Genomic DNA, 19,549 nt, shown 5'->3' on the forward strand with positions numbered 1-19,549 from the left:
GCCCCGTTGCGGGAAGCGCCGCAGCGTGTTCCCGGGAGGTGGGAAGAAGGCCGTTTTCCTGACGTCCGAGCAGTGTATTCCTGGTGTTTACCCTGTATAGACAGGTGCGAGGGAGCCCCGATCATCGCGGCAAGGAAGCAATGCCTGCTTCCCAATCTGGGCAAGCCAAAGAACTTTTTCCTACAGGAGACGATATATGAGCCAAGCGGTTGTGAGGATGGCGTCGCTGGTGGCGACGGTGGCCTGTGTAGCGGGGCTGGCCGCACCGGCGCAGGCCCAGGAGACCAAGGTGACGCTGGGTATGTCGGGCTGGACAGGTTTTGCACCGTTGACGCTGGCCGACAAGGCCGGCATCTTCAAAAAGAACGGCCTGGATGTGGAGCTGAAGATGATTCCGCAGAAGGACCGCCACCTGGCCCTGGCCTCCAAGGCCATCCAGTGCGCCGCGACCACGGTGGAGACGCATGTGGCCTGGAACACCAATGGTGTGCCCATCGTGCAGATCTTCCAGTTGGACAAGTCGTATGGCGCCGATGGCCTGGCGGTGCGCAATGAGGTCAAGAGCTTTGCCGACCTCAAGGGCAAGACCATCGGTGTGAGTGCCCCGGGTACGTCGCCGTACTTCGGCCTGGCCTGGATGCTGTCCAAGAACGGCATGAGCCTCAAGGACGTCAAGGTCGTCTCGCTGGAGCCCCAGCCCGCCGCCCAGGCCTTCGTGTCGGGCCAGAACGATGCGGCCATGACCTATGAGCCCTACCTGTCCACCGTGCGCGCCAACCCGCAGGCCGGCAAGATTCTGGCCACGACGATCGACTATCCCATGGTGATGGACACCGTGGGTTGCGACCCCGCCTGGCTCAAGGCGAACCCCAAGGCCGCGCAGGCCCTGGCCAACTCGTACTTCGAGGCGGTGGAGATGGTCAAAGCCGACCCCGCCAAGTCCTACGAGATCATGGGCGCGGCCGTCAAGCAGACGGGCGAGGCCTTTGCCAAGTCCGCGTCCTACCTGCGCTGGCAGGACAAGGCGGCGAACCAGAAGTTCTTTGCGGGCGAACTGCAGCAATTCATGAAGGATGCCGCGGCCATCCTGCTCGAGGCCGGCGTGATCCGCAAACTGCCGGACAACTACGGAGCGATGTACGACGGCAGCTTCATCAAGTGAGCACATGGTGCCAAAGGACAGCGATATGAATCAAGCAATGAGCGTAACGCCCCCGCTCGGGGCGCAGGAGGCGGCGCCGCGCCGCCGCCGTGCCCTGGCACCGCTGGAGCCCGTGAGCGCCCGCGCGCGGGTGGCCCTGGGGGTGGGATTTTTTGTGATGTTCTTTGCGGTGTGGGCCTTCTTCACGCTGGGCGGCTTTGTCTCGCCCACGTTCCTGGCCAGCCCCATCACCATGGCCCGGGAAGGCTGGCTGCTGTTCACCGAGTTCGGCTTTCTGCACGACATCGGCATGACCGTGTGGCGCGTGCTGGGCGGCTTCATCCTGGCGGCCATCGTGGCCGTACCGCTGGGCGTCGCCATGGGCGCGCACAAGGGAGTCGAGGCGTTTCTGGAGCCCTTCGTGTCGTTTTGCCGCTACTTGCCGGCCTCGGCCTTCATTCCGCTGCTAATTCTGTGGGCGGGGCTGGGCGAGGTGCAAAAGCTGCTGGTGATTTTCATCGGTTCGGTGTTTCAGATCGTTCTGATGGTGGCGGTCACCGTGGGCAATGCGCGCAAAGACCTGGTGGAAGCCGCCTACACACTGGGCGCCAAGCCCTCGGGTATCGTGCGCCGCGTGCTGATCCCGGGCGCCGCGCCCGACATTGCCGAAATCCTGCGCCTGGTGCTGGGCTGGGCCTGGACCTATGTCATCGTGGCCGAGCTGATTGGCTCATCCTCGGGTATAGGCCACATGATCACCGACAGCCAGGCTTTGTTGAATACGGGCCAGATCATCTTCGGCATCATCATCATCGGCCTCATCGGTCTGGTGTCGGATTCGTTCTTCAAATACATCAACCGCCGCATGTTTGCATGGAGTGCCCTGCGATGAGCCAGCTGTCGATCCAAGGTGTTTCGCGCACATTCACCAGCGAAAAAGGAAAATCCACGCAGGCTCTGCTGCCGGTCGATTTCGACGTCAAGGAAAACGACTTTGTCACCATCCTTGGCCCTTCGGGCTGCGGCAAGTCCACGATGCTGCGCATCGTGGCGGGGCTGGATCATCCGACCTCGGGCCGCGTGCTGCTCGATGGCCGTCCGGTGGAGGGCCCCGGCGCCGATCGCGGCATGGTGTTCCAGAGCTACACGCTGTTTCCTTGGCTCACGATCGAGCAGAACATCCGTTTCGGCCTGCGCGAGCGCGGCATGCCCGAATCGCAGCAGAAGGAGCGCGCGCAGTATTTCATCGCCAAGGTGGGGCTGCGCGGCTTCGAGCAGCATTTTCCCAAGCAGCTTTCGGGCGGCATGCAGCAGCGCACGGCGATTGCCCGGGCCCTGGCCAATGACCCTAAGATTTTGCTCATGGACGAGCCCTTCGGTGCGCTCGACAACCAGACCCGCGTACTCATGCAGGAGTTGCTCTTGGGTATCTGGGAGGCCGAGCGCAAGACCGTGATGTTCGTCACGCACGACATCGACGAGGCCATCTTCATGGCCAACCGCGTGGCCGTGTTCAGTGCGCGCCCGGGGCGCATCAAGAGCGAGATCGCCGTGAATCTGCCGCACCCGCGCCATTACACGATCAAGACTTCGCCCGAGTTCATGGATCTGAAGGCGCGCCTCACCGAGGAAATCCGCGCCGAGTCCATGGCCGCCGAGGCGCATTGAGGGCGCGCAGCACCATGCCGACAGCATCCGACTTCCGCACCAAGGCTGCGCAACTCGAGACTCCGGCTCTGGCCCTGTACCAGCAAGTCAAGGACTATATTGCGCGCAAGATCCAGGACGGCTCGTGGAAGGCGGGCGACCGCCTGCCCTCCGAGAACGAACTGGTGCTGCAGTTCGGCATCTCGCGCATGACCGTGAACCGCGCCCTGCGCGAGCTCACGGAGCAGGGGCGCATCGTGCGCGTGGCGGGCGTGGGCAGCTTCGTGGCCGAGGAAAAGCCCCAGTCCACGCTGCTGCAGATCGCCCATTTGGCGAGTGAAATCCGCCAGCGCGGGCACGACTACGACTGCCGACTGCTCAGCGTGGAGCGCGTCGCCGCCACCATGGACGTGGCGACGGCCCTGGACATGCGCCTGGGCGAATCGGTGTTCCACGCCCTGTGCGTGCACCTGGAAAACGGCGTGCCGGTGCAGCTGGAAGACCGCTATGTCAATCCGCGCATGGCGCCCGATTTCTTGCAGCAGGATTTCGTCCAGGTGCCGCCCTCCGAGTATTTGGTGCGCAACGTGCCCTTCGACCAGGCCGAGCATGTGGTTGAGGCCGTGCTGCCCACGGCCGAGCAGGCACGCCTGCTGGAGATGGGCGCGGCCCAGCCCTGCCTGCTGCTCATCCGGCGCACCTGGAGCCGGGGCGTGCCCGTGACCATGGTGCACTGCCTGCATCCCGCATCGCGCTATCGCCTGGGCAGCCGCTTCCGTGCAGACGGAAACCCGGTGCTTGGATAAGACTTCACACCTTCTTTTTCGCTTGTGCCAACTTGTATATACAGGATTAAACTTATGACTACTGCAAATCAAGCCTCTTGTGACACTCTGGTGCTGCGGCCTGGACATGTCAGCCTGGCCGAGCTGCGCCGCCTGAGCGCGGGTGGCGTACTTCTCACGCTCGATCCCGCAGCGTTAGCGGGCATGCTGGCGGCGCAGGCCACGGTGCAGACCATCGTCGATGAAGACCAGGTGGTCTATGGCATCAACACCGGCTTTGGCAAGCTGGCCAGCACAAAGATCGCCCACGATCACCTGGCCGACCTGCAGCGCAACCTGGTGCTGTCGCACAGCGTGGGCACGGGCGAACCGCTGCCCGACCCGGTGGTGCGCATGGTGCTTGCCACCAAGGCCGTAAGCCTGGCGCGCGGCCACTCGGGCGTGCGCCCGGCACTGGTCGATGCGCTGTTGGCCCTGGCCAATGCCGATGTGCTGCCGGTGATCCCGGCCAAGGGCTCGGTGGGGGCCTCGGGCGACCTCGCGCCGCTGGCGCACCTGGCCTGCGTGCTGATCGGCGAGGGACAGGCCAAGGTCAAGGGCCAGATCGTCTCAGGCCGCGAGGCGATGGCGGCCGTGGGGCTGGCGCCCTTCGTGCTGGGCCCCAAGGAGGGGCTGGCGCTGCTCAATGGCACGCAGGTGTCCACGGCGCTGGCGCTGGCCGGCCTGTTCCAGGCCGAGAGCGTGTTCGCGGCCGGCCTGGTGTCGGGCGCGCTGACGCTCGAGGCCATCAAGGGTTCGGTCAAGCCGTTCGACGCGCGCATTCACGAGGCGCGTGGCCAGGCGGGCCAGATTGCCGTGGCGGCCGCCGTGCGCGCGCTGCTCGAAGGCAGTGCCATCGACCCCTCGCACCCGCACTGCGGCCGCGTGCAGGACCCGTACTCCATCCGCTGCGTGCCCCAGGTCATGGGCGCCTGCCTGGACAACCTCACGCACGCCGCGCGCGTGCTGCGCATCGAGGCCAATGCCGCGTCGGACAACCCGCTGGTGTTCACCGATACCGGTGAGGTGATCTCGGGCGGCAACTTCCACGCCGAGCCCGTGGCCTTCGCGGCCGACATCATCGCGCTGGCGCTGGCCGAGATCGGCGCCATCTCCGAGCGGCGTCTGTCGCTGCTGCTCGACCCCGGCCTGTCGGGCCTGCCGCCGTTCCTGATCCGCGAGAGCGGTCTGAACTCGGGCTTCATGATCGCCCAGGTCACGGCCGCGGCCCTGGCCGCTGAGAACCAGTGCCTGGCCCACCCCAGCAGCGTGACCAGCCTGCCCACCTCGGCCAACCAGGAGGACCATGTCTCCATGGCCACCTACGGCGCGCGGCGCCTCGCGGACATGGCGCGCAACACGGCCGTGATCGTGGGCATCGAGGCCATGTCGGCCGCGCAGGGCATGGAGTTCGATCGCAACCTGAAGTCTTCACCGCTCATCGAGGCGCAGTTCGCCGCTATTCGCCAACGGGTGGCCTTCCTCGAACAAGACCGCTACCTCGCACCCGATATCGAGAGCATGAGCCAGTGGGCCTTGCGCGCGGTACTGCCTGCCGCCCTGCTGAGCATCCTGCCCAGCCACATTTCAGCTTAAGGAGACTTGTCATGACCCAACAAGACACCCGCTTCAACGCCAGCCGTGAAATACATGTTCCCCACGGCAGTACATCTGGGCAGCAACAAGAACCCATTCAGTGCCAGCCCCGCTTTGCCCGGTCATTCTGAGCAAACTTGATATGAGCATCAACAAATACAGCCAGTCTCTGGCAAGCACCCGACTCTACGAACAAGAGACCTCCCTCGAATTCTTGGCGGAGAGACACGGCCTCGAGCAATCGAACATGATCGATTTCTCCCTGAACGTAAATCCGTTTGGCTGCTCCGCAGGCGCAATCGATGCAATTAGCCTGTCACTTGGGCAAGTGCAGCTTTATCCTGATGTCAATCTTTCCGAGCTGCGACTCGCGCTCTCGAGCAAGCATTGCCAATCACCGGATCGGTTCTTCTTCGGCGGGGGGCTCGACGATGTCATCAAGCTTTTATTACAGGCCTGGGCCTCAGAGGGGGACAAGGTTCTCATCCACCTGCCCACGTTTCCCCGCTACGCGCTTGAGGCGCGCCTACGGGGATGCCAGGTAATTAGCGTACAGGGCGAAGTGGCAACGCAGTTCGATGCCGAGCGCTACGAACGCGCATTGCAGAAAGATGACATCTCTGTCGCCTTTATCTGCACGCCGAACAATCCGACTGGAGAGATCATCCCGGTGGAGGTGATCGAGCATCTGGCCGGGGCCTACCCGGACACGATCTTCGTGGTCGACGAAGCACTTATCAATCCCATCAAAGAGGGGGCTGTCGGACTGGTCGACAGGTTCGACAATGTCGCCATTTTGCGAACCTTCTCGAAGTTTTTTGGGCTCGCTGGCATGCGCGTGGGCTATGCCATTGCTAACCAAAAGCTCATTGATATCGCCAACATCGGACCCCCACCGTTCAATGTTTCGCTTCCTGCGGCGGTTGCAGCCATCGCCGCCCTTCAGGATGAGAATTTTCTACGTCAATGCAGCGAGAAATTTTTGGAGGAAAGCACCTACTTCCGTGCGCAACTCAGTAGCCATCCGTCGGTTCGCGTTGTCGGTTGCCATGGAAACATGATGCTGCTAGAGCTTGCCTCTTGCTCCTCCGCCGAAGTTGCATCGATGCTCGCGAGCCAGGGCATTGTTGTGGCAGATGCGACATCCTTCGACGGCCTTCAGAACACGGCCACGCTGAGGGTGTCGCTTAAAGGACGCGAGCAGAACGAAAGGCTTATCGCTTCCCTGCGCAATATCGACTGTGAAACTGCGACAGTTCGTTAATCAAGCACAACCTGAAAAGCCCACCGCTGTTAGAGGCCGAATTTGGCAAGCTGCGCGAAAAGGCGTCCTTCCTGGACGCCGACCTCTATTTGGCGCCCGATATCGAGGCCGTGCGCCAGTGGGCGCTGAGGGCCGATCTTCCCGCCACGCTGCTGAGCATCCGGCCCAGCCCAGTCTGAACCCTGTCATTGTTTTTTTTCACTGGAGTATTTGCCATGAACGCCACCGAAAAATTCATTCCCGCCGATCCCCGCTTTGACGCCAGCCGCGTGATCCGCGCGCCGCGCGGCAGCCAGCTGCACTGCAAGAACTGGCTCGCCGAAGCCGCCTACCGCATGCTCCAGAACAACCTGGATCCGGACGTGGCCGAGAACCCCAAGGCCCTGGTGGTCTACGGCGGCATCGGCCGCGCGGCGCGCAACTGGGAGTGCTACGACCAGATCCTGGAGTCGCTCAGGAAGCTCGAAGCCGATGAGTCGCTGCTGATCCAGTCCGGCAAGCCCGTGGGCGTATTCAAGACCCACGAAAACGCACCGCGCGTGCTGATCGCCAACTCCAACCTGGTGCCCAAGTGGGCCAACTGGGAGCATTTCAACGAGCTCGACCGCAAGGGCCTGTTCATGTACGGCCAGATGACCGCCGGCAGCTGGATCTACATCGGCAGCCAGGGCATCGTGCAGGGCACCTTCGAGACCTTCGTCGAGGCCGGCCGCCAGCATTACAACAACGACCTGACGGGCAAGTGGATCCTCACGGCCGGTCTGGGCGGCATGGGCGGCGCCCAGCCTCTGGCCGCCACGCTGGCCGGCGCCTGCTCGTTGAACATCGAGTGCAAGCAGTCCAGCATCGACTTCCGCCTGCGCACGCGCTATGTGGACAAGCAGGCCAGGGACATTGACGATGCGCTGGCCCTGATCAAACACCACACCGAAAGGGGCGAGGCCGTCTCCATCGCCCTGCTGGGCAATGCCGCGGAAATCCTGCCCGAGCTGGCCCGCCGCGCCAAGGCTGGCGGCATCCGGCCCGACATCGTGACCGACCAGACCTCGGCCCACGATCTGATCAACGGCTACCTGCCCATGGGCTGGACCGTGGAGCAGTGGAACGCCGCCGCGGCCGATCCCGGCCAGCATCCCACGCTCAGGGCCGCGGCCGCCAAGAGCTGCGCCGTGCATGTGCAGGCCATGCTCGACTTCCAGGCCATGGGCGTGCCCACGGTGGACTATGGCAACAACATCCGCCAGGTGGCGTTCGACGAGGGCGTTCAGCGCGCCTTCGACTTCCCCGGTTTCGTGCCCGCCTACATCCGGCCCATGTTCTGCGAGGGCAAGGGGCCGTTCCGCTGGGTGGCGCTGTCGGGCGATCCCGAGGACATCTACAAGACCGATGCCAAGATCAAGGAGCTGTTCCCCGAGAACAAGCACACGCACCGCTGGCTGGACATGGCCAGGGAGCGCATCGCCTTCCAGGGCCTGCCCGCGCGCATCTGCTGGCTGGGCCTGGGCGAGCGCCACCTGGCGGGCCTGGCCTTCAACGAGATGGTGAAGAACGGCGAGCTCAAGGCCCCCATCGTCATCGGCCGCGACCACCTGGACACCGGCAGCGTGGCCAGCCCGAATCGCGAAACCGAGGCCATGCGCGACGGCACGGATGCCGTCTCCGACTGGCCGCTGCTCAACGCCCTGCTCAACACCGCCGGCGGCGCCACCTGGGTCAGCCTGCACCATGGCGGCGGCGTGGGCATGGGCTACAGCCAGCACTCGGGCATGGTCATCGTGGCCGACGGCACGGACGCCGCGGCCGAGCGCCTGGCGCGCGTGCTGGTCAATGACTGCGGCTCGGGCGTGATGCGCCATGCCGATGCAGGCTACGAGCTGGCCATTGCGACGGCGAGGAAGCAGGGCCTGAAACTTCCCATGATCAAGTAAACCAGGGGACACCATGAGCGCACCCTTTGTCTGGCAAGGCCGCATCGACACCGAAGAAGTGGGCGACAGCCGCCGTTGGCACCAGTGCGTGCAGCCTTTTACACCCCAGAGCCGCTCAGGCGTGGCCCTGATCGGCTTTGCCGTGGACGAGGGCGTGCGCCGCAACGGCGGCCGCCCGGGCGCCGCGCAAGGACCAGCGGCGGCGCGCAAGGCGCTGGCCAACCTGCCCATTCTGGGCGAGCCGGCGCTCTGGGATGCGGGTGATGCGGTCTGCGAAGGCGGTGCGCTCGATGCGGCGCAAACCGCCCTGGCGCAGCGGGTGGCGCAGGCCCTGGCGCAGGGCTGCACGCCCCTGGTGCTGGGCGGTGGGCACGAGGTGGCCTGGGGCACCTTCCAGGGCGTGGCGCTGGCACGGCCCGGCGCGCGCATCCTCATCGTCAACCTGGACGCGCATTTCGACCTGCGCCAGGCGCGCGAGGGCAATTCGGGCACGCCGTTCCGCCAGATCCAGGAACACTGCGCCGCGCGGGGCCTGCCGTTTGACTACCGCGTGCTGGGCATCAGCCGCTTTGCCAACACCCAGGCCTTGTTCGACCGTGCCGATGCCTTGCAGGTGCGCTATGTGCTGGACGACGCCTTGCAGACCGAAGCCGGCGTACACGCCGCGCTGGCCGATCTGGCGCCCGACCTGCAGGCCTGCGACGCCGTGTACCTGACCCTGGATACCGACGTGTTGCCCGCCGCCGTGGCCCCCGGCGTGTCGGCGCCTGCGCCGCTGGGCGTGCCGCTGTGGTGCGTGGAGGCTGTGGTGGATGCGGTGCTCGCCAGCGGCAAGCTGGTGGCGGCCGATGTGGCCGAATTCAACCCCGCCTTCGACCGCGACGGCATCACCGCCAAAGTGGTCGCCCGCTTGGCGGCGCGCATTGCCAGGGTGTGCTGAACAGGCGTATTGAAGAGGGGCCCGCATTCCCATTCTTTGACTTTGGTACTGCCGCCATGACCCACAGTGTTTCGCCCACCGCGGTGCCCACGGCCGACCGTGTGCTGCAGGTGCTGGCCGTGCTGGCCCAGCAGGGCAAGGCCTTGTCGGCCGCCGAGCTCATGGAGCACACGGGCCTGGCGCGCAGCACGCTGTACCGCCAGCTGGCGCGGCTCAAGCGCTGGGGCTTCGTGCTCGAAAGCGACGGCTATTACGCGCCCGGGCCGCTCGGCCTGCAGCTCGCGCTGGGGTTCGACCTGGCCTCGCACCTGGTGCGCCAGGCGCGCCCCGCCATGGTGGAGCTGGCGCAGCAGTCGCAGGAAAGCGTGGGTCTGGTCGTGGCCGTGAACGACCGGGCCATCTGCCTGGACATGGTGGAGAGCCAGCAGTCGCTGCGCTGCTCGTTCGAGAAGGGGCGCAGCGTGCCTCTGCGTGCGGGCGCCTCGGCCAAATGCCTGCTGGCCCACCTGCCCGAGGCGGCACGCGCGGCCGTGCTCGACGCCCAGTGGGGCCCGGGCACGCCCGCACGCCAGGCCGCGCAGGATGAGCTCGATGCCATTCGCCGCGCCGGCTTTGCCATGAGCGCTGCCGAGGTGGACCCCGGCGTCTGGGGCTGCAGCGTGCCGCTGTTCGGTGCCACGCGCCAGGCCGTGGGCGCCCTCACGCTGATGGCGCCGATCCTGCGTGCCCAGGGGCAGGAGCAGGTGCTGATCCGCATGGCCGTCGTCGCTGCGGCGCGCATATCGCGCCAGTTGGCAATCCACTGAATCCTCTGCAAGCCCTGATCTGCCCATGCACTCCTTCGACCTCGCGGCCGTGCCGCACACCCCCTGGAAGAACGGCGGCGGCCACACGCGCGAGCTGGCCTGCTGGCCGCCTGGCGCGGGCATGGAGGGCTTCGAGTGGCGCGTGAGCGTGGCCACCATCGCCGCGCCCGGGCCATTCTCGGCCTTCGCCGGCGTGGATCGCCGCATCATGCTGCTCGATGGCGACGGCATGCAGCTGCGCGCCCGGGACGGCAGCCTGGATCACCGGCTGGACAGGCGCTGGCAGCCGCTGGCCTTTGCGGGCGAGGTGGCCGTGGACTGCACCCTGCTGGGCGGCACCTCCACCGACTTCAACCTCATGCTGCGCCGGGGCCGCTGGCGCGGCGAGGTGCAGGTGGTGCGCGACCCACGCCAGCCCGGCAGCACGCCCGTGGGCCTGTGCCTGGTGCTCGCGGGCCGCTGGAGTCGGGGTGACGATCGGCTGACCGCCGGCCAGGGCCTGTGGTGGAGCGCCGCCGAGGCCGGCCCTGCGCTCGTGCCGCAGGCGGGGCAGGGCGGCGATGCGCCCGCCCTGGCCTGGGTGGAATTGCGGCCTGTTATTTGATGAAATATGCCACTTGCGCTTGATGGGCAAGCGCCGATAGCTATAACTAATGTAGTAAATGAGCCATGAAACACGCTGATTCCACCACTGCCCCCAGCGCCGACGGCGTCTGGGAAGACCTGCGCCTTGCCCCCGGGCTGTTCCGTGACGACAGGCCCTTGGCCGAGCATGAGGCCGCCAGCCTGGTGGTGCAGGGCGGGGTGCTGCGCTGGGTGGGACCGTCCTCGGCGCTGCCTCTTGACTACGCAGGACTGGCGCGCCATGCCGGCGGCGGCCTGCTGGCCACGCCCGGCCTGGTGGATTGCCACACGCACCTGGTTTATGGCGGCCAGCGTGCGGGGGAGTTCGCCATGCGCCTGGCCGGCGCCAGCTATGAAGAGATTTCCAGGGCCGGCGGTGGCATCGTCTCCAGCGTGCGCGCCACGCGCGCCGCCAGTGAGGACGAGCTGTTCGCCGCCGCGCTGCCGCGCCTCTCGGCACTGCTGGACGAGGGCGTGTGCGCCATCGAGATCAAGTCCGGCTATGGCCTGGCCCTGGAGCATGAGCGTAAGCAGCTGCGCGTGGCGCGCCGCCTGGGCCGGGCGCTGGGCGTGACGGTGCGCACCACCTTCCTCGGCGCGCACGCGCTGCCGCCCGAATATGCGGGGCGGAGTCAGGACTATGTCGACCTGGTATGCAGCGAGATGCTGCCCGCGCTGGCGGCCGAGGGCCTGGTGGACGCCGTTGACGTGTTCTGCGAGCGCATCGCCTTTTCGCTGGCGGAAACCGAGCAGGTGTTCCAGGCCGCGCAAAAGCTTGGCATCCCGGTCAAGCTGCATGCCGAGCAGCTCTCGGACATGGGCGGCGCGCGGCTCGCCGCACGCCATGGCGCCCTGTCCTGCGACCACATCGAGCACCTGTCGCAGGACGGAGTAGACGCCATGCGCGCCGCCGGCACCGTGGCCGTGCTGCTGCCCGGCGCCTACTACACGCTGCGCGACACGCATCTGCCGCCCATTGAGGCGCTGCGCGCGGCCGGCGTGCCCATGGCCGTATCCACCGACCACAACCCCGGCACCTCGCCCGCATTGAGCCTGCTGCTCATGGCCAACATGGCCTGCACCCTGTTCCGCCTCACGGTGCCCGAGGCGCTCGCGGGCATCACCACGCACGCGGCGCGCGCGCTGGGCCTGTCGGAAACGCACGGCCTGATCGCGGCGGGCCGGCCCGCCAACTTTGTGCTGTGGAACCTGCGCGAAGCCGCCGAGTTGGCCTACTGGTTCGGCCACAACCCGGCGCGTACCATCGTGCGCCAGGGCCGCATCGTCAAGGGAGCGTGAAGCCATGCACATGATCCAGACCCTGGCGCGGCCCGAAGTGCCGCAACTGCCCGCCTACAACGCCGGCCTGTCGTCCGAGGCCGTGCGTGCGCGCTACGGCGTGAGCGAGATCGCGCGCCTGGCAAGCAACGAGAACCCCTACGGCGCCAGCCCCGCCGTGGCGCGCGCCCTGGCCGACCTGGCCACGCGCGTGGGCTGCTACCCCGACGCGAACTGCAGCGCGCTGCGCGCGGCGATTGGCGCGCGCACGGGCGTGGCGCCGGCGGCCATCGTCATCGGCAACGGCTCCGAGGACATCCTGCAGATGCTGTGCCAGGCCTTCCTGTCCGCGGGCGAGCGCGTGCTCACGCAGCGCCCGGCCTTTGGCCTGCATGAGATCTACCCGCGCATGATGGGCGCCCAGGTCGAGCTGCTGGCGCTCACGCCGCGGCTGGGCTTTGACGTGGATGCCTGGTGCGCGGCGCTGGCGCGCGGCCCCAAGCTCGCCATGCTGGCCAATCCCTCCAACCCCGTGGGCTGCATGTTCAGTGCGGCCGAGATGCAGCAACTGCTCGCCGCCACGCCCGCGCACACCCTGCTGGTGATGGACGAGGCCTATTACGAATATGCCCGCCTGGCCCCCGGCTACCCCGATGTACTGGCCCTGCTGCGCGGCCGCGCCATGCCCTGGATCGTGCTGCGCACCTTCTCCAAGGCCTGGGGCCTGGCCGGCCTGCGCGTGGGCTACGGCCTGGCCAGCGATGCGGCGCTGGTGCAACTGCTCGACCGCGTGCGCACGCCCTTCAACGTGAACCATGCGGCGCAGACGGCGGCGCTGGCCGCCTGGGGCGACGAAGACTTCATGCGCCGGGGCGTGACCGAGACCGTGCGCCTGCGCGGGCGGCTGGCGGCGCGGCTCGCCGCGCTGCCGGGCGTGCGCGTGGCGCCTTCGGCCACCAACTTCCTGTTCCTCGACCTGGGCCGCCCCAATGCGCCCGTGAACGAGGCGCTGCTGGCCCAGGGACTGATCGTCAAGCCCTGGAAGGAGGCGGGCTTCGAGCACTTCATCCGCGTCTCCATAGGCACCGAGGCCGAGAACGAGCGCTTCGCGCGGGCGCTTGAAGGCATCCTGGCGCTTTAGGACCTGTTCACAACCTTCCAGGGACTCACACGATGCCGGACACCGCCCCCGCGCCGTTCCTCTTTCACCAGGGCACGGCGCCGCTGCTCATCTCCATGCCCCATGCGGGCACCCATGTGCCGCCGGCCATCGCCGCGCGCCTGACGCCCGAGGCGCGCCAGGTGCCCGACACCGACTGGCACCTACCGCGCCTGTACGACTTTGCCCAGGCGCTGGGCGCCTCCATCCTCGTGGCCACGCATTCGCGCTACGTGGTGGACCTGAACCGCCCGCCCGACGGCACCAGCCTCTACCCCGGCCAGAGCGTGACCGGCCTGTGCCCCGTCGATACCTTCGACGACCGGCCGCTGTACGCCAATCCCGCCGATCTGCCCGATGAGGCCGAGGTCGCCGCGCGCCGCGCCGCCTACTGGGCGCCCTACCACGCCCAGCTGCGCGCCGAGTTGGAGCGCCTGCGCGCCGCGCACGGCGTGGCCGTGCTCTGGGACGCGCACTCCATCCGCTCGGTGCTGCCGCGCTTCTTCGTGGGCCGGCTGCCCGACCTGAACCTGGGCACGGGCGACGGCATCAGCTGCGACCCGGCCCTGGCCCAGACCCTGCTGGGCGAGGCCCGCGCCGCCACGGCTTACACCGCCGTGCTCAACGGCCGCTTCAAGGGCGGCCACATCACGCGCCACTATGGCGCGCCCGCGCGCAACATCCACGCCGTGCAGCTGGAGATGACGCAGTGCAGCTACATGCAGGAGGCACTGCCGTTTGACTACCTGCCCGAGGTGGCGGCCTGCGTGCTGCCGCACCTGCGCCGCATGGTCTATGCGGCCTTGGCCTTCGCCCGGTCGCGGCAGTAGCGGCAGTAGCGGTAGTGGGGCTGGTTCGGATTCAGCCCTGGGGCAGCGCCGCGCAGCAGTGGGCCGGCAGCTCCAGCCAGCGCACGGCCGCGGCCTGCAGTGCGCCCAGCTGGCCCGTGGTGTAGAGGCTGATGCGTCCCGGCGCGGCCAGCTCGCCGTCCGCCGCCTGCTCGGGCGCCAGCGCGGCGGCCTGGGTCAGGATGCGGCGCGTCTGCCGCGCCACGGCGGCGCCGGTGTCCAGGATCTGTACGTCCGGGCCCACCAGCGCGCGCAACACATCCTTGGCGAACACATAGTGCGTGCAGCCCAGCACCAGCGTGTCGATGTCGCCGGTTTTCAGGCCAAACGGGCCTAAAGCGCCCGTGTATTGTGCGCAAAGCGCTCTTATTTTTGCTGCAGATTCGAGCGCCGGCAGGGGCTCCTCGGTGCTCTGCTCTATGGCCCGTGCCAGGCCGTCGCAGGCCTGCACGGCAAAGCGCGTGTGCGCCGAATGCTGCTCGCGCAGGCGCTCAAAGCGCGCGCTGCCAACCGTGCCGCGCGTGGCCAGCACACCTACATGGTGCGTCTGGCTGCGCGCGGCGGCGGGCTTGAGCGCCGGCTCCACGCCAATCGCCGGCAGATCCGGCAGGCTGGCGCGCAGCCGCTCCACCGCCGCCGCCGTGGCCGTGTTGCAGGCCACCACCAGGGCCTTGATGTCGTGCCGCTGCAGCAGCCACCGGGCAATGGCCAGCGTGCGCTCTTGCACAAAGGCCTCGCCCTTCTCATCGCCATAGGGCGCGTTGCCGCTGTCGGCCAGGTAGATGAAGTCCTCGTGCGGCAGCTCGTGGCGCAGGGCCTGCAGCACGCTCAGGCCGCCTATGCCGCTGTCGAATACGCCTATGGGACGGGCGGCGGGGGGCGATGTCATGGAAGGCGTGGGGAGGGTTGGTGTAGTCGGGCGCGCCTGCCGTCGCGGCGGCGGCGCGGGTGGCAAGTATGCCTGGGTGGGTGCCAGCCCAGTGCATCCAGCGTGAGAGGCGCGACGGCAAGCTGTGCCTGCTACCATGCTGCATCGCAGCAAATCTTGCGCAACGGAGATCATGCACCTCGACGATTCTTACCACGAACTTGGTCTGGCACCGGGTTCCAGCGATGCCGAGGTGAAGGCCGCGTGGCGCCGCCTGTCAGCGCGCTGGCACCCGGATCGCAACGACAGCCCGCAGGCCCTGCAAAAGATGCAGCGTATCAATTGGGCACTGAAAGCGATCCGCCAGGCCCGGGCTGAGCCGGCGGCCGAAGCCGAGGATCCCGCCCCTGGTGCAGAGGAATTCACCGTCGAGCACTCCGTGAGCCTGACGCTTGAGGATGTGGTGAGCGGCTGCGTCAGGGAAGTGCGGGGCGAGGTGGTCGAAGACTGCGTCGAATGCGAAGGCAGTGGCCTGCAATTGCAGGCGACCGAGTGCAGCGAATGCAATGGCGCCGGCCACATCCGACAGCACCTCTGGTTCACCTGGGTATCGTCCACCGTCGAGTGCACCGCCTGCCAGGGGCAGGGGAAGACGCACCAAGCCTGCACCGCCTGCGGGGCCAGCGGGAAGGCGCCGGCGACCAAATACCGCTGCCGGGTGCAGGTCGCGCCGGGTGCGCATGCGGGCGACCTGCTGAATGTCACGGCCAACGTGCAAGGCAGGCAGCGTCAGCACAGGCTGGCGCTGCGCGTGCGCGTGGAACTGCAGCCGCACGAGTTCTTCACGGCCGAAGCCGACGGAACCTTGAGGTGCGAGCTACCCGTCGACGGTTTTGCATGGATGGCCAATCGCTGGATCGAGGTTCCAACCCCTCGCGGCCTGCAACAGATGAAGCTGCGACGAGGCTCCCTGAGCTATCGCATCAAAAATGCGGGCCTGCCTTGGACGAACACTGGAGAGGCTGCGGACTGCATCGTCACCGTCGCGCCGATGTTTCCGCAAGAATTCAGCCCGGAGCAGGAGGCAGCGATCGATCGGCTGGTGAGTAGCAACTCCGGGGCGGCAGGTACGTCGGCTGGCGACCAAATGGCGGCATGGACCCGGTTGGTGGATAGCTGGCAGGATCGGCGCAGGTGAGACCCCTGACGGCCATCAGCATGATGGCCCGCTGCCCGCTTTTGGCCGGTAGAGCCCAGCCTCGGGTGTAACCGTGAGCCCCACCGGTGGTGGCCGCATCGCCGGATGCGGTTGTTCGCTTCACTTGAATAGGTCCTTCAGCCGGCACAGCCGCTGGGAATGTCTGCTTGCTTTCAAAAAAATAGCTTCTCGCGCTTATGGGGCGGGCGAATCAGGCCAATAACATCCAAGGTGTGTGCCACAGTGGCGGGGTTGCAGCAGCCAGCCTATGCGCCGGCCGGCGCCCCGCGGCGAAACACCAGCAGCCGGTTGTTGGCCGGCATGGCGTTGTCCGCCTCCAGCGCCAGGTCATGCTCTACGCCCAGCGCCACGATGTCCTCGAAATGGCGTATACCGCTGCGCGCATCGCGCTGGCGCAGCCAGGCGTCAAACGCGCGGTTGCTGTCGCTGGTGAAGCTGCCGCCGTAGTTGAACGGGCCGTACAGCGCCAGCGCGCCGCCTGCGGGCAGGTGGGCGCCGGCCAAAGCGAACAACCGCTGCACCAGCGGCCAGGCGACGATGTGCGTGGTGTTGGCGCTGAAGACGGCGTCGAAGGCGCCGTCGGGCCAGGCGCTGCCTGCCAGGTCCAGCAGCAGCGGCGCGCGCAGGTTGGGCGCCGGGTGTGCGGCCTGCCAGGCGCGTATGCCGGGGTGGTTCTCGGCCAGGTCGCTGGTCTGCCAGACGAGGTGCGGCAGGCGCGGCGCAAAGTACACGCCGTGCTGGCCCGTGCCCGAGCCCACCTCCAGCACCTGGCGCCGGTCGGCAAAGGCCTGCTGCAGCACGGCGAGTATGGGGGCCTGGTTGTTCTCGCAGGCCTGGGAGAAGGGAAGGGAAGACGGCAGGTGGTCGGGGCGGGGTTCGGTCATGCCCCGCATGATGCGGGATCTGCCATGGCCCCGCGTTCAATAGGCCGCGCTCGGGCCGCTTGCCGCAGGGGCTGCGCCCGCGCCGGCAAACTGGCCGCGCAGGCGGCGCGCGGCGTTCACGAACAGCAGCACATCCACGCCCACGGCGACAAAGGTGCAGCCCAGGTCGAGGTAGCGCTGGGCCAGCGTCGGGTCGGATGTCAGCGTGCCGGCCGCCTTGCCGCTGGCGATGATGGTCTTCATCGCGCCCGCTATGGCGGCCTGCACCTCGGGGTGGCCGGGGTTGCCGCGGTGGCCCATGGATGCGGCCAGGTCGGCCGGGCCTATGAAGATGCCGTGCACGCCGTCCACGGCGCAGATGGCTTCGAGGTTCTGCAGGGCCGTGGCGGTCTCGGCCTGCAGCAGCAGGCAGACTTCGTCATTGGCCACGTTCAGATAGTCGCTGCGGCTGCTCCACAGCGACGAGCGCCCCGTGGCACTGCCGACGCCGCGCACGCCCTGCGGCGGGTAGCGCGTGGCGGCGGCGATGGCGCGGGCTTGGCTTGCCGTGTCCACCATGGGCACCAGCAGGGTCTTGGCGCCTATGTCCAGCATCTGCTTGATGAGGGCCTGGCTGCCCTCGACCACGCGCACCACCGGATGCGCCGGGTAGGCGTTCACGGCCTGCAGGGCGGCCAAGGTGCTGCGCAGGTCGTTGGGCGCGTGCTCGCCGTCGATCAGCAGCCAGTCGTAGCCGCAGGTGGCGGCGGCCTCGGCCAGGTAGGGGTCGGCCATGGACAGCCACAGGCCGATCTGCGGGCGGCGTTCGGCCAGGGCGGTCTTGAAGGGGTTGTGTGCGGGCATTGCTTGATCCTCAGTTGTCCATGGCGCCGCGCACTATCCGCGGCGCGTGAAACGGTCGCGACGCAGGCCGGCAGACGCCGCGCAAGGGCCGCCCCGCCGCGCTGGCGTCGTCCCCCTTCCCGCGGCGCGCAGCGATGCGAGAGAAGGGGGAAGCCGCGCAGCGGCTCAGGGGGTTGTGTTTCATCCTCAGTCCAACTGGCCTTGGCAGATGTACTTGGTGTGCAGGTAATCGTCCAGCCCGTGGGTGGAGCCCTCGCGGCCGTAGCCCGATTCCTTCACGCCGCCAAAGGGCGCGGCCTCGGCCGAGATGGCGCCCTCGTTGATGCCGACGATGCCGGATTCGAGCGCGTCGGCCACGCGCCAGATGCGGCGCACGTCCTGGCTGTAGAAGTAGGCGGCCAGGCCAAACGGCGTGTCGTTGGCGGCCTGCAGCGCCTCGTCCTCGCTGTCGAACATGGTCAGCGGTGCGACGGGGCCGAAGGTTTCCTCGCAGGCGCAGGCCATGCGGGCGTCGGCGCCGCTGAGCACGGTGGGGGCGTAGTAAGTGGCGCCGAGCTCGGGCAAACGCTTGCCGCCGGCAAGCACCTTGGCGCCCTTGGCCACGGCGTCCTGCACATGGCGCTCTATCTTCTCGACCGCGCGGTCGTTGATCATGGGGCCGATCTGCGAGGCCGGGTCGCTGGCGGGGCCGACTTTGAGCGCCGCCACGCGCGCGGCAAGTTTCTGCGCGAAGGTATCGAACACGCCGCGCTGCACGAACACGCGGTTCGGGCAGACGCAGGTCTGGCCGCCGTTCCTGAACTTGGCGGCCATCAGGCCGTCCACGGCGGCATCGACGTCGGCGTCGTCAAAGACGATGAAGGGGGCGTTGCCGCCCAGCTCCAGCGAGAGTTTTTTCAGCGTATCGGCGCTGCGCCGCGCCAAATGCTTGCCCACGGGGGTGGAGCCGGTAAAGGTGATCTTGCGCACGCGCGCGTCGTCGAGCCACACATCGACCACCTCGGGCGTCTTCTCGCGCGAGGCGGTGACGATGTTCAGCACGCCGGCGGGCACGCCCGCCTCCTGCGCCAGCAGCACCAGGGCGAGGGAGGTGAGCGGCGTGTCCTCGGCTGGCTTGCAGACCACGGTGCAGCCCGCGGCCAGGGCCGGAGCGATCTTGCGCGCGATCATGGCGGCGGGAAAGTTCCAGGGCGTGATGGCGGCCACGACGCCCACCGGTTCCCTGAGCGCGAACATGCGCCGGCCCGGCAGGGGCGCGGGGATGATCTCGCCATTCATGCGCGTGGCCTCTTCGCCAAACCATTCGATGTAGCTGGCGGCGTAGGCCACCTCGCCCTTGCCCTCGGCCAGGGGCTTGCCTTGCTCACGGCTGATGAGCTTGCCCAGGTCGTCCTGGTGCGCCAGCACCAGGTCGTTCCAGCGTTTGATGATGGCCGCGCGCTGTTTGGCCGGCACCTTGCGCCAGGCGGGGAAGGCGGCGTGGGCGGCGTCGAGCGCGGCGCGGGCCTCCAAAGCGCCCGAGTCGGGCACCTCGGTGATGGTGGCGCCCGTGGCCGGGTCGGTCACGGCCAGGCGGGCGGCGGGCGTGGCGCTCCACTGGCCGGCGATAAAGTTGGCGCTGCGGATGAGGTCGGGGCGGGTCAGGGTCAGAGGCATGGTGTTATCAGTCAAATTGGCTGC

Annotated in this window: 18 protein-coding genes; 14 read left to right on the forward strand and 4 right to left on the reverse strand. The window is 67.6% G+C overall.

The features are described from left to right. Positions 1 to 196 precede the first annotated feature (196 nt). From P4826_RS01030 to hutG (P4826_RS01090), 13 genes are all read left to right on the forward strand, one after another. Positions 197 to 1,162: an ABC transporter substrate-binding protein gene (locus P4826_RS01030; protein ID WP_317702165.1), complete on the forward strand. Its 966-nt coding sequence runs from the start codon at positions 197 to 199 to the stop codon at positions 1,160 to 1,162. Between the two features lie 37 nt (positions 1,163 to 1,199). After that, positions 1,200 to 2,033, forward strand: coding sequence for an ABC transporter permease (locus tag P4826_RS01035; protein WP_425605198.1), 834 nt, complete (start codon positions 1,200 to 1,202; stop codon positions 2,031 to 2,033). Beyond that, positions 2,030 to 2,809 (forward strand): ABC transporter ATP-binding protein, encoded by a 780-nt coding sequence (locus tag P4826_RS01040; protein WP_317702167.1) that lies wholly within the window; start codon positions 2,030 to 2,032, stop codon positions 2,807 to 2,809. The genes P4826_RS01035 and P4826_RS01040 overlap by 4 nt, the downstream gene beginning before the upstream one ends. A 14-nt stretch (positions 2,810 to 2,823) precedes the next feature. Then, on the forward strand, positions 2,824 to 3,594 hold the full coding sequence (gene hutC, locus P4826_RS01045) for a histidine utilization transcriptional repressor HutC (protein ID WP_317702168.1): 771 nt from the start codon (positions 2,824 to 2,826) through the stop codon (positions 3,592 to 3,594). A gap of 54 nt (positions 3,595 to 3,648) precedes the next feature. Then, a complete protein-coding gene (hutH, locus tag P4826_RS01050; protein ID WP_317702169.1) occupies positions 3,649 to 5,208 on the forward strand; it encodes a histidine ammonia-lyase in 1,560 nt (519 codons plus the stop codon). 142 nt (positions 5,209 to 5,350) lie between these two features. Continuing rightward, positions 5,351 to 6,472 carry a pyridoxal phosphate-dependent aminotransferase gene (locus tag P4826_RS01055; protein ID WP_317702170.1) on the forward strand — a complete coding sequence of 374 codons (1,122 nt, stop codon included), beginning with the start codon at positions 5,351 to 5,353 and terminating at the stop codon, positions 6,470 to 6,472. A 215-nt stretch (positions 6,473 to 6,687) separates the two neighbouring features. Then, complete coding sequence (gene hutU, locus P4826_RS01060) at positions 6,688 to 8,400, forward strand: urocanate hydratase (protein ID WP_317702171.1); 1,713 nt, start codon at positions 6,688 to 6,690, stop codon at positions 8,398 to 8,400. Positions 8,401 to 8,413: 13 nt separating this feature from the next. Beyond that, entirely contained in the window at positions 8,414 to 9,340 is a 927-nt protein-coding gene (gene hutG / locus P4826_RS01065; RefSeq protein WP_317702172.1) for a formimidoylglutamase, read from the forward strand. Between the two features lie 56 nt (positions 9,341 to 9,396). Continuing rightward, positions 9,397 to 10,146, forward strand: a complete 750-nt coding sequence (locus tag P4826_RS01070; protein ID WP_317702173.1) for an IclR family transcriptional regulator — start codon at positions 9,397 to 9,399, stop codon at positions 10,144 to 10,146. 25 nt (positions 10,147 to 10,171) lie between these two features. Further along, entirely contained in the window at positions 10,172 to 10,750 is a 579-nt protein-coding gene (locus tag P4826_RS01075; RefSeq protein WP_317702174.1) for a HutD/Ves family protein, read from the forward strand. 65 nt (positions 10,751 to 10,815) lie between these two features. Next, positions 10,816 to 12,069, forward strand: a complete 1,254-nt coding sequence (hutI, locus tag P4826_RS01080) for an imidazolonepropionase (RefSeq protein WP_317702175.1) — start codon at positions 10,816 to 10,818, stop codon at positions 12,067 to 12,069. A 4-nt stretch (positions 12,070 to 12,073) separates the two neighbouring features. Continuing rightward, positions 12,074 to 13,189 (forward strand): histidinol-phosphate transaminase, encoded by a 1,116-nt coding sequence (locus tag P4826_RS01085; RefSeq protein ID WP_317702176.1) that lies wholly within the window; start codon positions 12,074 to 12,076, stop codon positions 13,187 to 13,189. Between the two features lie 32 nt (positions 13,190 to 13,221). Then, positions 13,222 to 14,037: an N-formylglutamate deformylase gene (gene hutG, locus P4826_RS01090; protein WP_317702177.1), complete on the forward strand. Its 816-nt coding sequence runs from the start codon at positions 13,222 to 13,224 to the stop codon at positions 14,035 to 14,037. Positions 14,038 to 14,068: 31 nt separating this feature from the next. Here the strand turns inward: hutG (P4826_RS01090) and murI are convergent, their stop codons facing one another. Continuing rightward, positions 14,069 to 14,944: a glutamate racemase gene (gene murI / locus P4826_RS01095; RefSeq protein ID WP_317702178.1), complete on the reverse strand. Its 876-nt coding sequence runs from the start codon at positions 14,942 to 14,944 to the stop codon at positions 14,069 to 14,071. A gap of 136 nt (positions 14,945 to 15,080) precedes the next feature. Here murI and P4826_RS01100 point away from each other — a divergent pair, with 136 nt between their 5' ends. Next, the gene (locus P4826_RS01100; RefSeq protein WP_317702179.1) at positions 15,081 to 16,121 is read left to right on the forward strand and encodes a DnaJ C-terminal domain-containing protein; all 1,041 of its coding nucleotides are present in this window, start codon (positions 15,081 to 15,083) and stop codon (positions 16,119 to 16,121) included. Positions 16,122 to 16,387: 266 nt separating this feature from the next. Here the strand turns inward: P4826_RS01100 and P4826_RS01105 are convergent, their stop codons facing one another. The 3 genes from P4826_RS01105 to P4826_RS01115 form a co-directional block, all read right to left on the reverse strand. Next, a complete protein-coding gene (locus P4826_RS01105) occupies positions 16,388 to 17,026 on the reverse strand; it encodes a DUF938 domain-containing protein (protein ID WP_317702180.1) in 639 nt (212 codons plus the stop codon). Between the two features lie 36 nt (positions 17,027 to 17,062). Then, a complete protein-coding gene (locus P4826_RS01110) occupies positions 17,063 to 17,869 on the reverse strand; it encodes an aldolase/citrate lyase family protein (protein WP_317702181.1) in 807 nt (268 codons plus the stop codon). Positions 17,870 to 18,055: 186 nt separating this feature from the next. After that, the gene (locus tag P4826_RS01115; RefSeq protein ID WP_317702182.1) at positions 18,056 to 19,525 is read right to left on the reverse strand and encodes an NAD-dependent succinate-semialdehyde dehydrogenase; all 1,470 of its coding nucleotides are present in this window, start codon (positions 19,523 to 19,525) and stop codon (positions 18,056 to 18,058) included. Positions 19,526 to 19,549 lie beyond the last annotated feature (24 nt).

This window comes from Diaphorobacter limosus (assembly GCF_033100095.1).
GTDB classification, from domain to species: domain Bacteria; phylum Pseudomonadota; class Gammaproteobacteria; order Burkholderiales; family Burkholderiaceae_C; genus Alicycliphilus; species Alicycliphilus limosus.

What these genes read in the sequence shown, in the direction of transcription:
- P4826_RS01055 (WP_317702170.1), top strand. Translation starts at nt 5,351, where the DNA reads ATGAGCATCAACAAATACAGCCAGTCTCTGGCAAGCACCCGACTCTAC.
- P4826_RS01105 (WP_317702180.1), bottom strand. Translation starts at nt 17,026, where the DNA reads ATGACCGAACCCCGCCCCGACCACCTGCCGTCTTCCCTTCCCTTCTCC.
- P4826_RS01085 (WP_317702176.1), top strand. Translation starts at nt 12,074, where the DNA reads ATGCACATGATCCAGACCCTGGCGCGGCCCGAAGTGCCGCAACTGCCC.
- hutG (WP_317702177.1), top strand. Translation starts at nt 13,222, where the DNA reads ATGCCGGACACCGCCCCCGCGCCGTTCCTCTTTCACCAGGGCACGGCG.
- hutC (WP_317702168.1), top strand. Translation starts at nt 2,824, where the DNA reads ATGCCGACAGCATCCGACTTCCGCACCAAGGCTGCGCAACTCGAGACT.
- P4826_RS01030 (WP_317702165.1), top strand. Translation starts at nt 197, where the DNA reads ATGAGCCAAGCGGTTGTGAGGATGGCGTCGCTGGTGGCGACGGTGGCC.
- P4826_RS01110 (WP_317702181.1), bottom strand. Translation starts at nt 17,869, where the DNA reads ATGCCCGCACACAACCCCTTCAAGACCGCCCTGGCCGAACGCCGCCCG.
- P4826_RS01075 (WP_317702174.1), top strand. Translation starts at nt 10,172, where the DNA reads ATGCACTCCTTCGACCTCGCGGCCGTGCCGCACACCCCCTGGAAGAAC.
- P4826_RS01115 (WP_317702182.1), bottom strand. Translation starts at nt 19,525, where the DNA reads ATGCCTCTGACCCTGACCCGCCCCGACCTCATCCGCAGCGCCAACTTT.
- P4826_RS01100 (WP_317702179.1), top strand. Translation starts at nt 15,081, where the DNA reads ATGCTGCATCGCAGCAAATCTTGCGCAACGGAGATCATGCACCTCGAC.
- murI (WP_317702178.1), bottom strand. Translation starts at nt 14,944, where the DNA reads ATGACATCGCCCCCCGCCGCCCGTCCCATAGGCGTATTCGACAGCGGC.
- hutU (WP_317702171.1), top strand. Translation starts at nt 6,688, where the DNA reads ATGAACGCCACCGAAAAATTCATTCCCGCCGATCCCCGCTTTGACGCC.
- hutI (WP_317702175.1), top strand. Translation starts at nt 10,816, where the DNA reads ATGAAACACGCTGATTCCACCACTGCCCCCAGCGCCGACGGCGTCTGG.
- hutG (WP_317702172.1), top strand. Translation starts at nt 8,414, where the DNA reads ATGAGCGCACCCTTTGTCTGGCAAGGCCGCATCGACACCGAAGAAGTG.
- P4826_RS01040 (WP_317702167.1), top strand. Translation starts at nt 2,030, where the DNA reads ATGAGCCAGCTGTCGATCCAAGGTGTTTCGCGCACATTCACCAGCGAA.
- P4826_RS01035 (WP_425605198.1), top strand. Translation starts at nt 1,200, where the DNA reads ATGAGCGTAACGCCCCCGCTCGGGGCGCAGGAGGCGGCGCCGCGCCGC.
- P4826_RS01070 (WP_317702173.1), top strand. Translation starts at nt 9,397, where the DNA reads ATGACCCACAGTGTTTCGCCCACCGCGGTGCCCACGGCCGACCGTGTG.
- hutH (WP_317702169.1), top strand. Translation starts at nt 3,649, where the DNA reads ATGACTACTGCAAATCAAGCCTCTTGTGACACTCTGGTGCTGCGGCCT.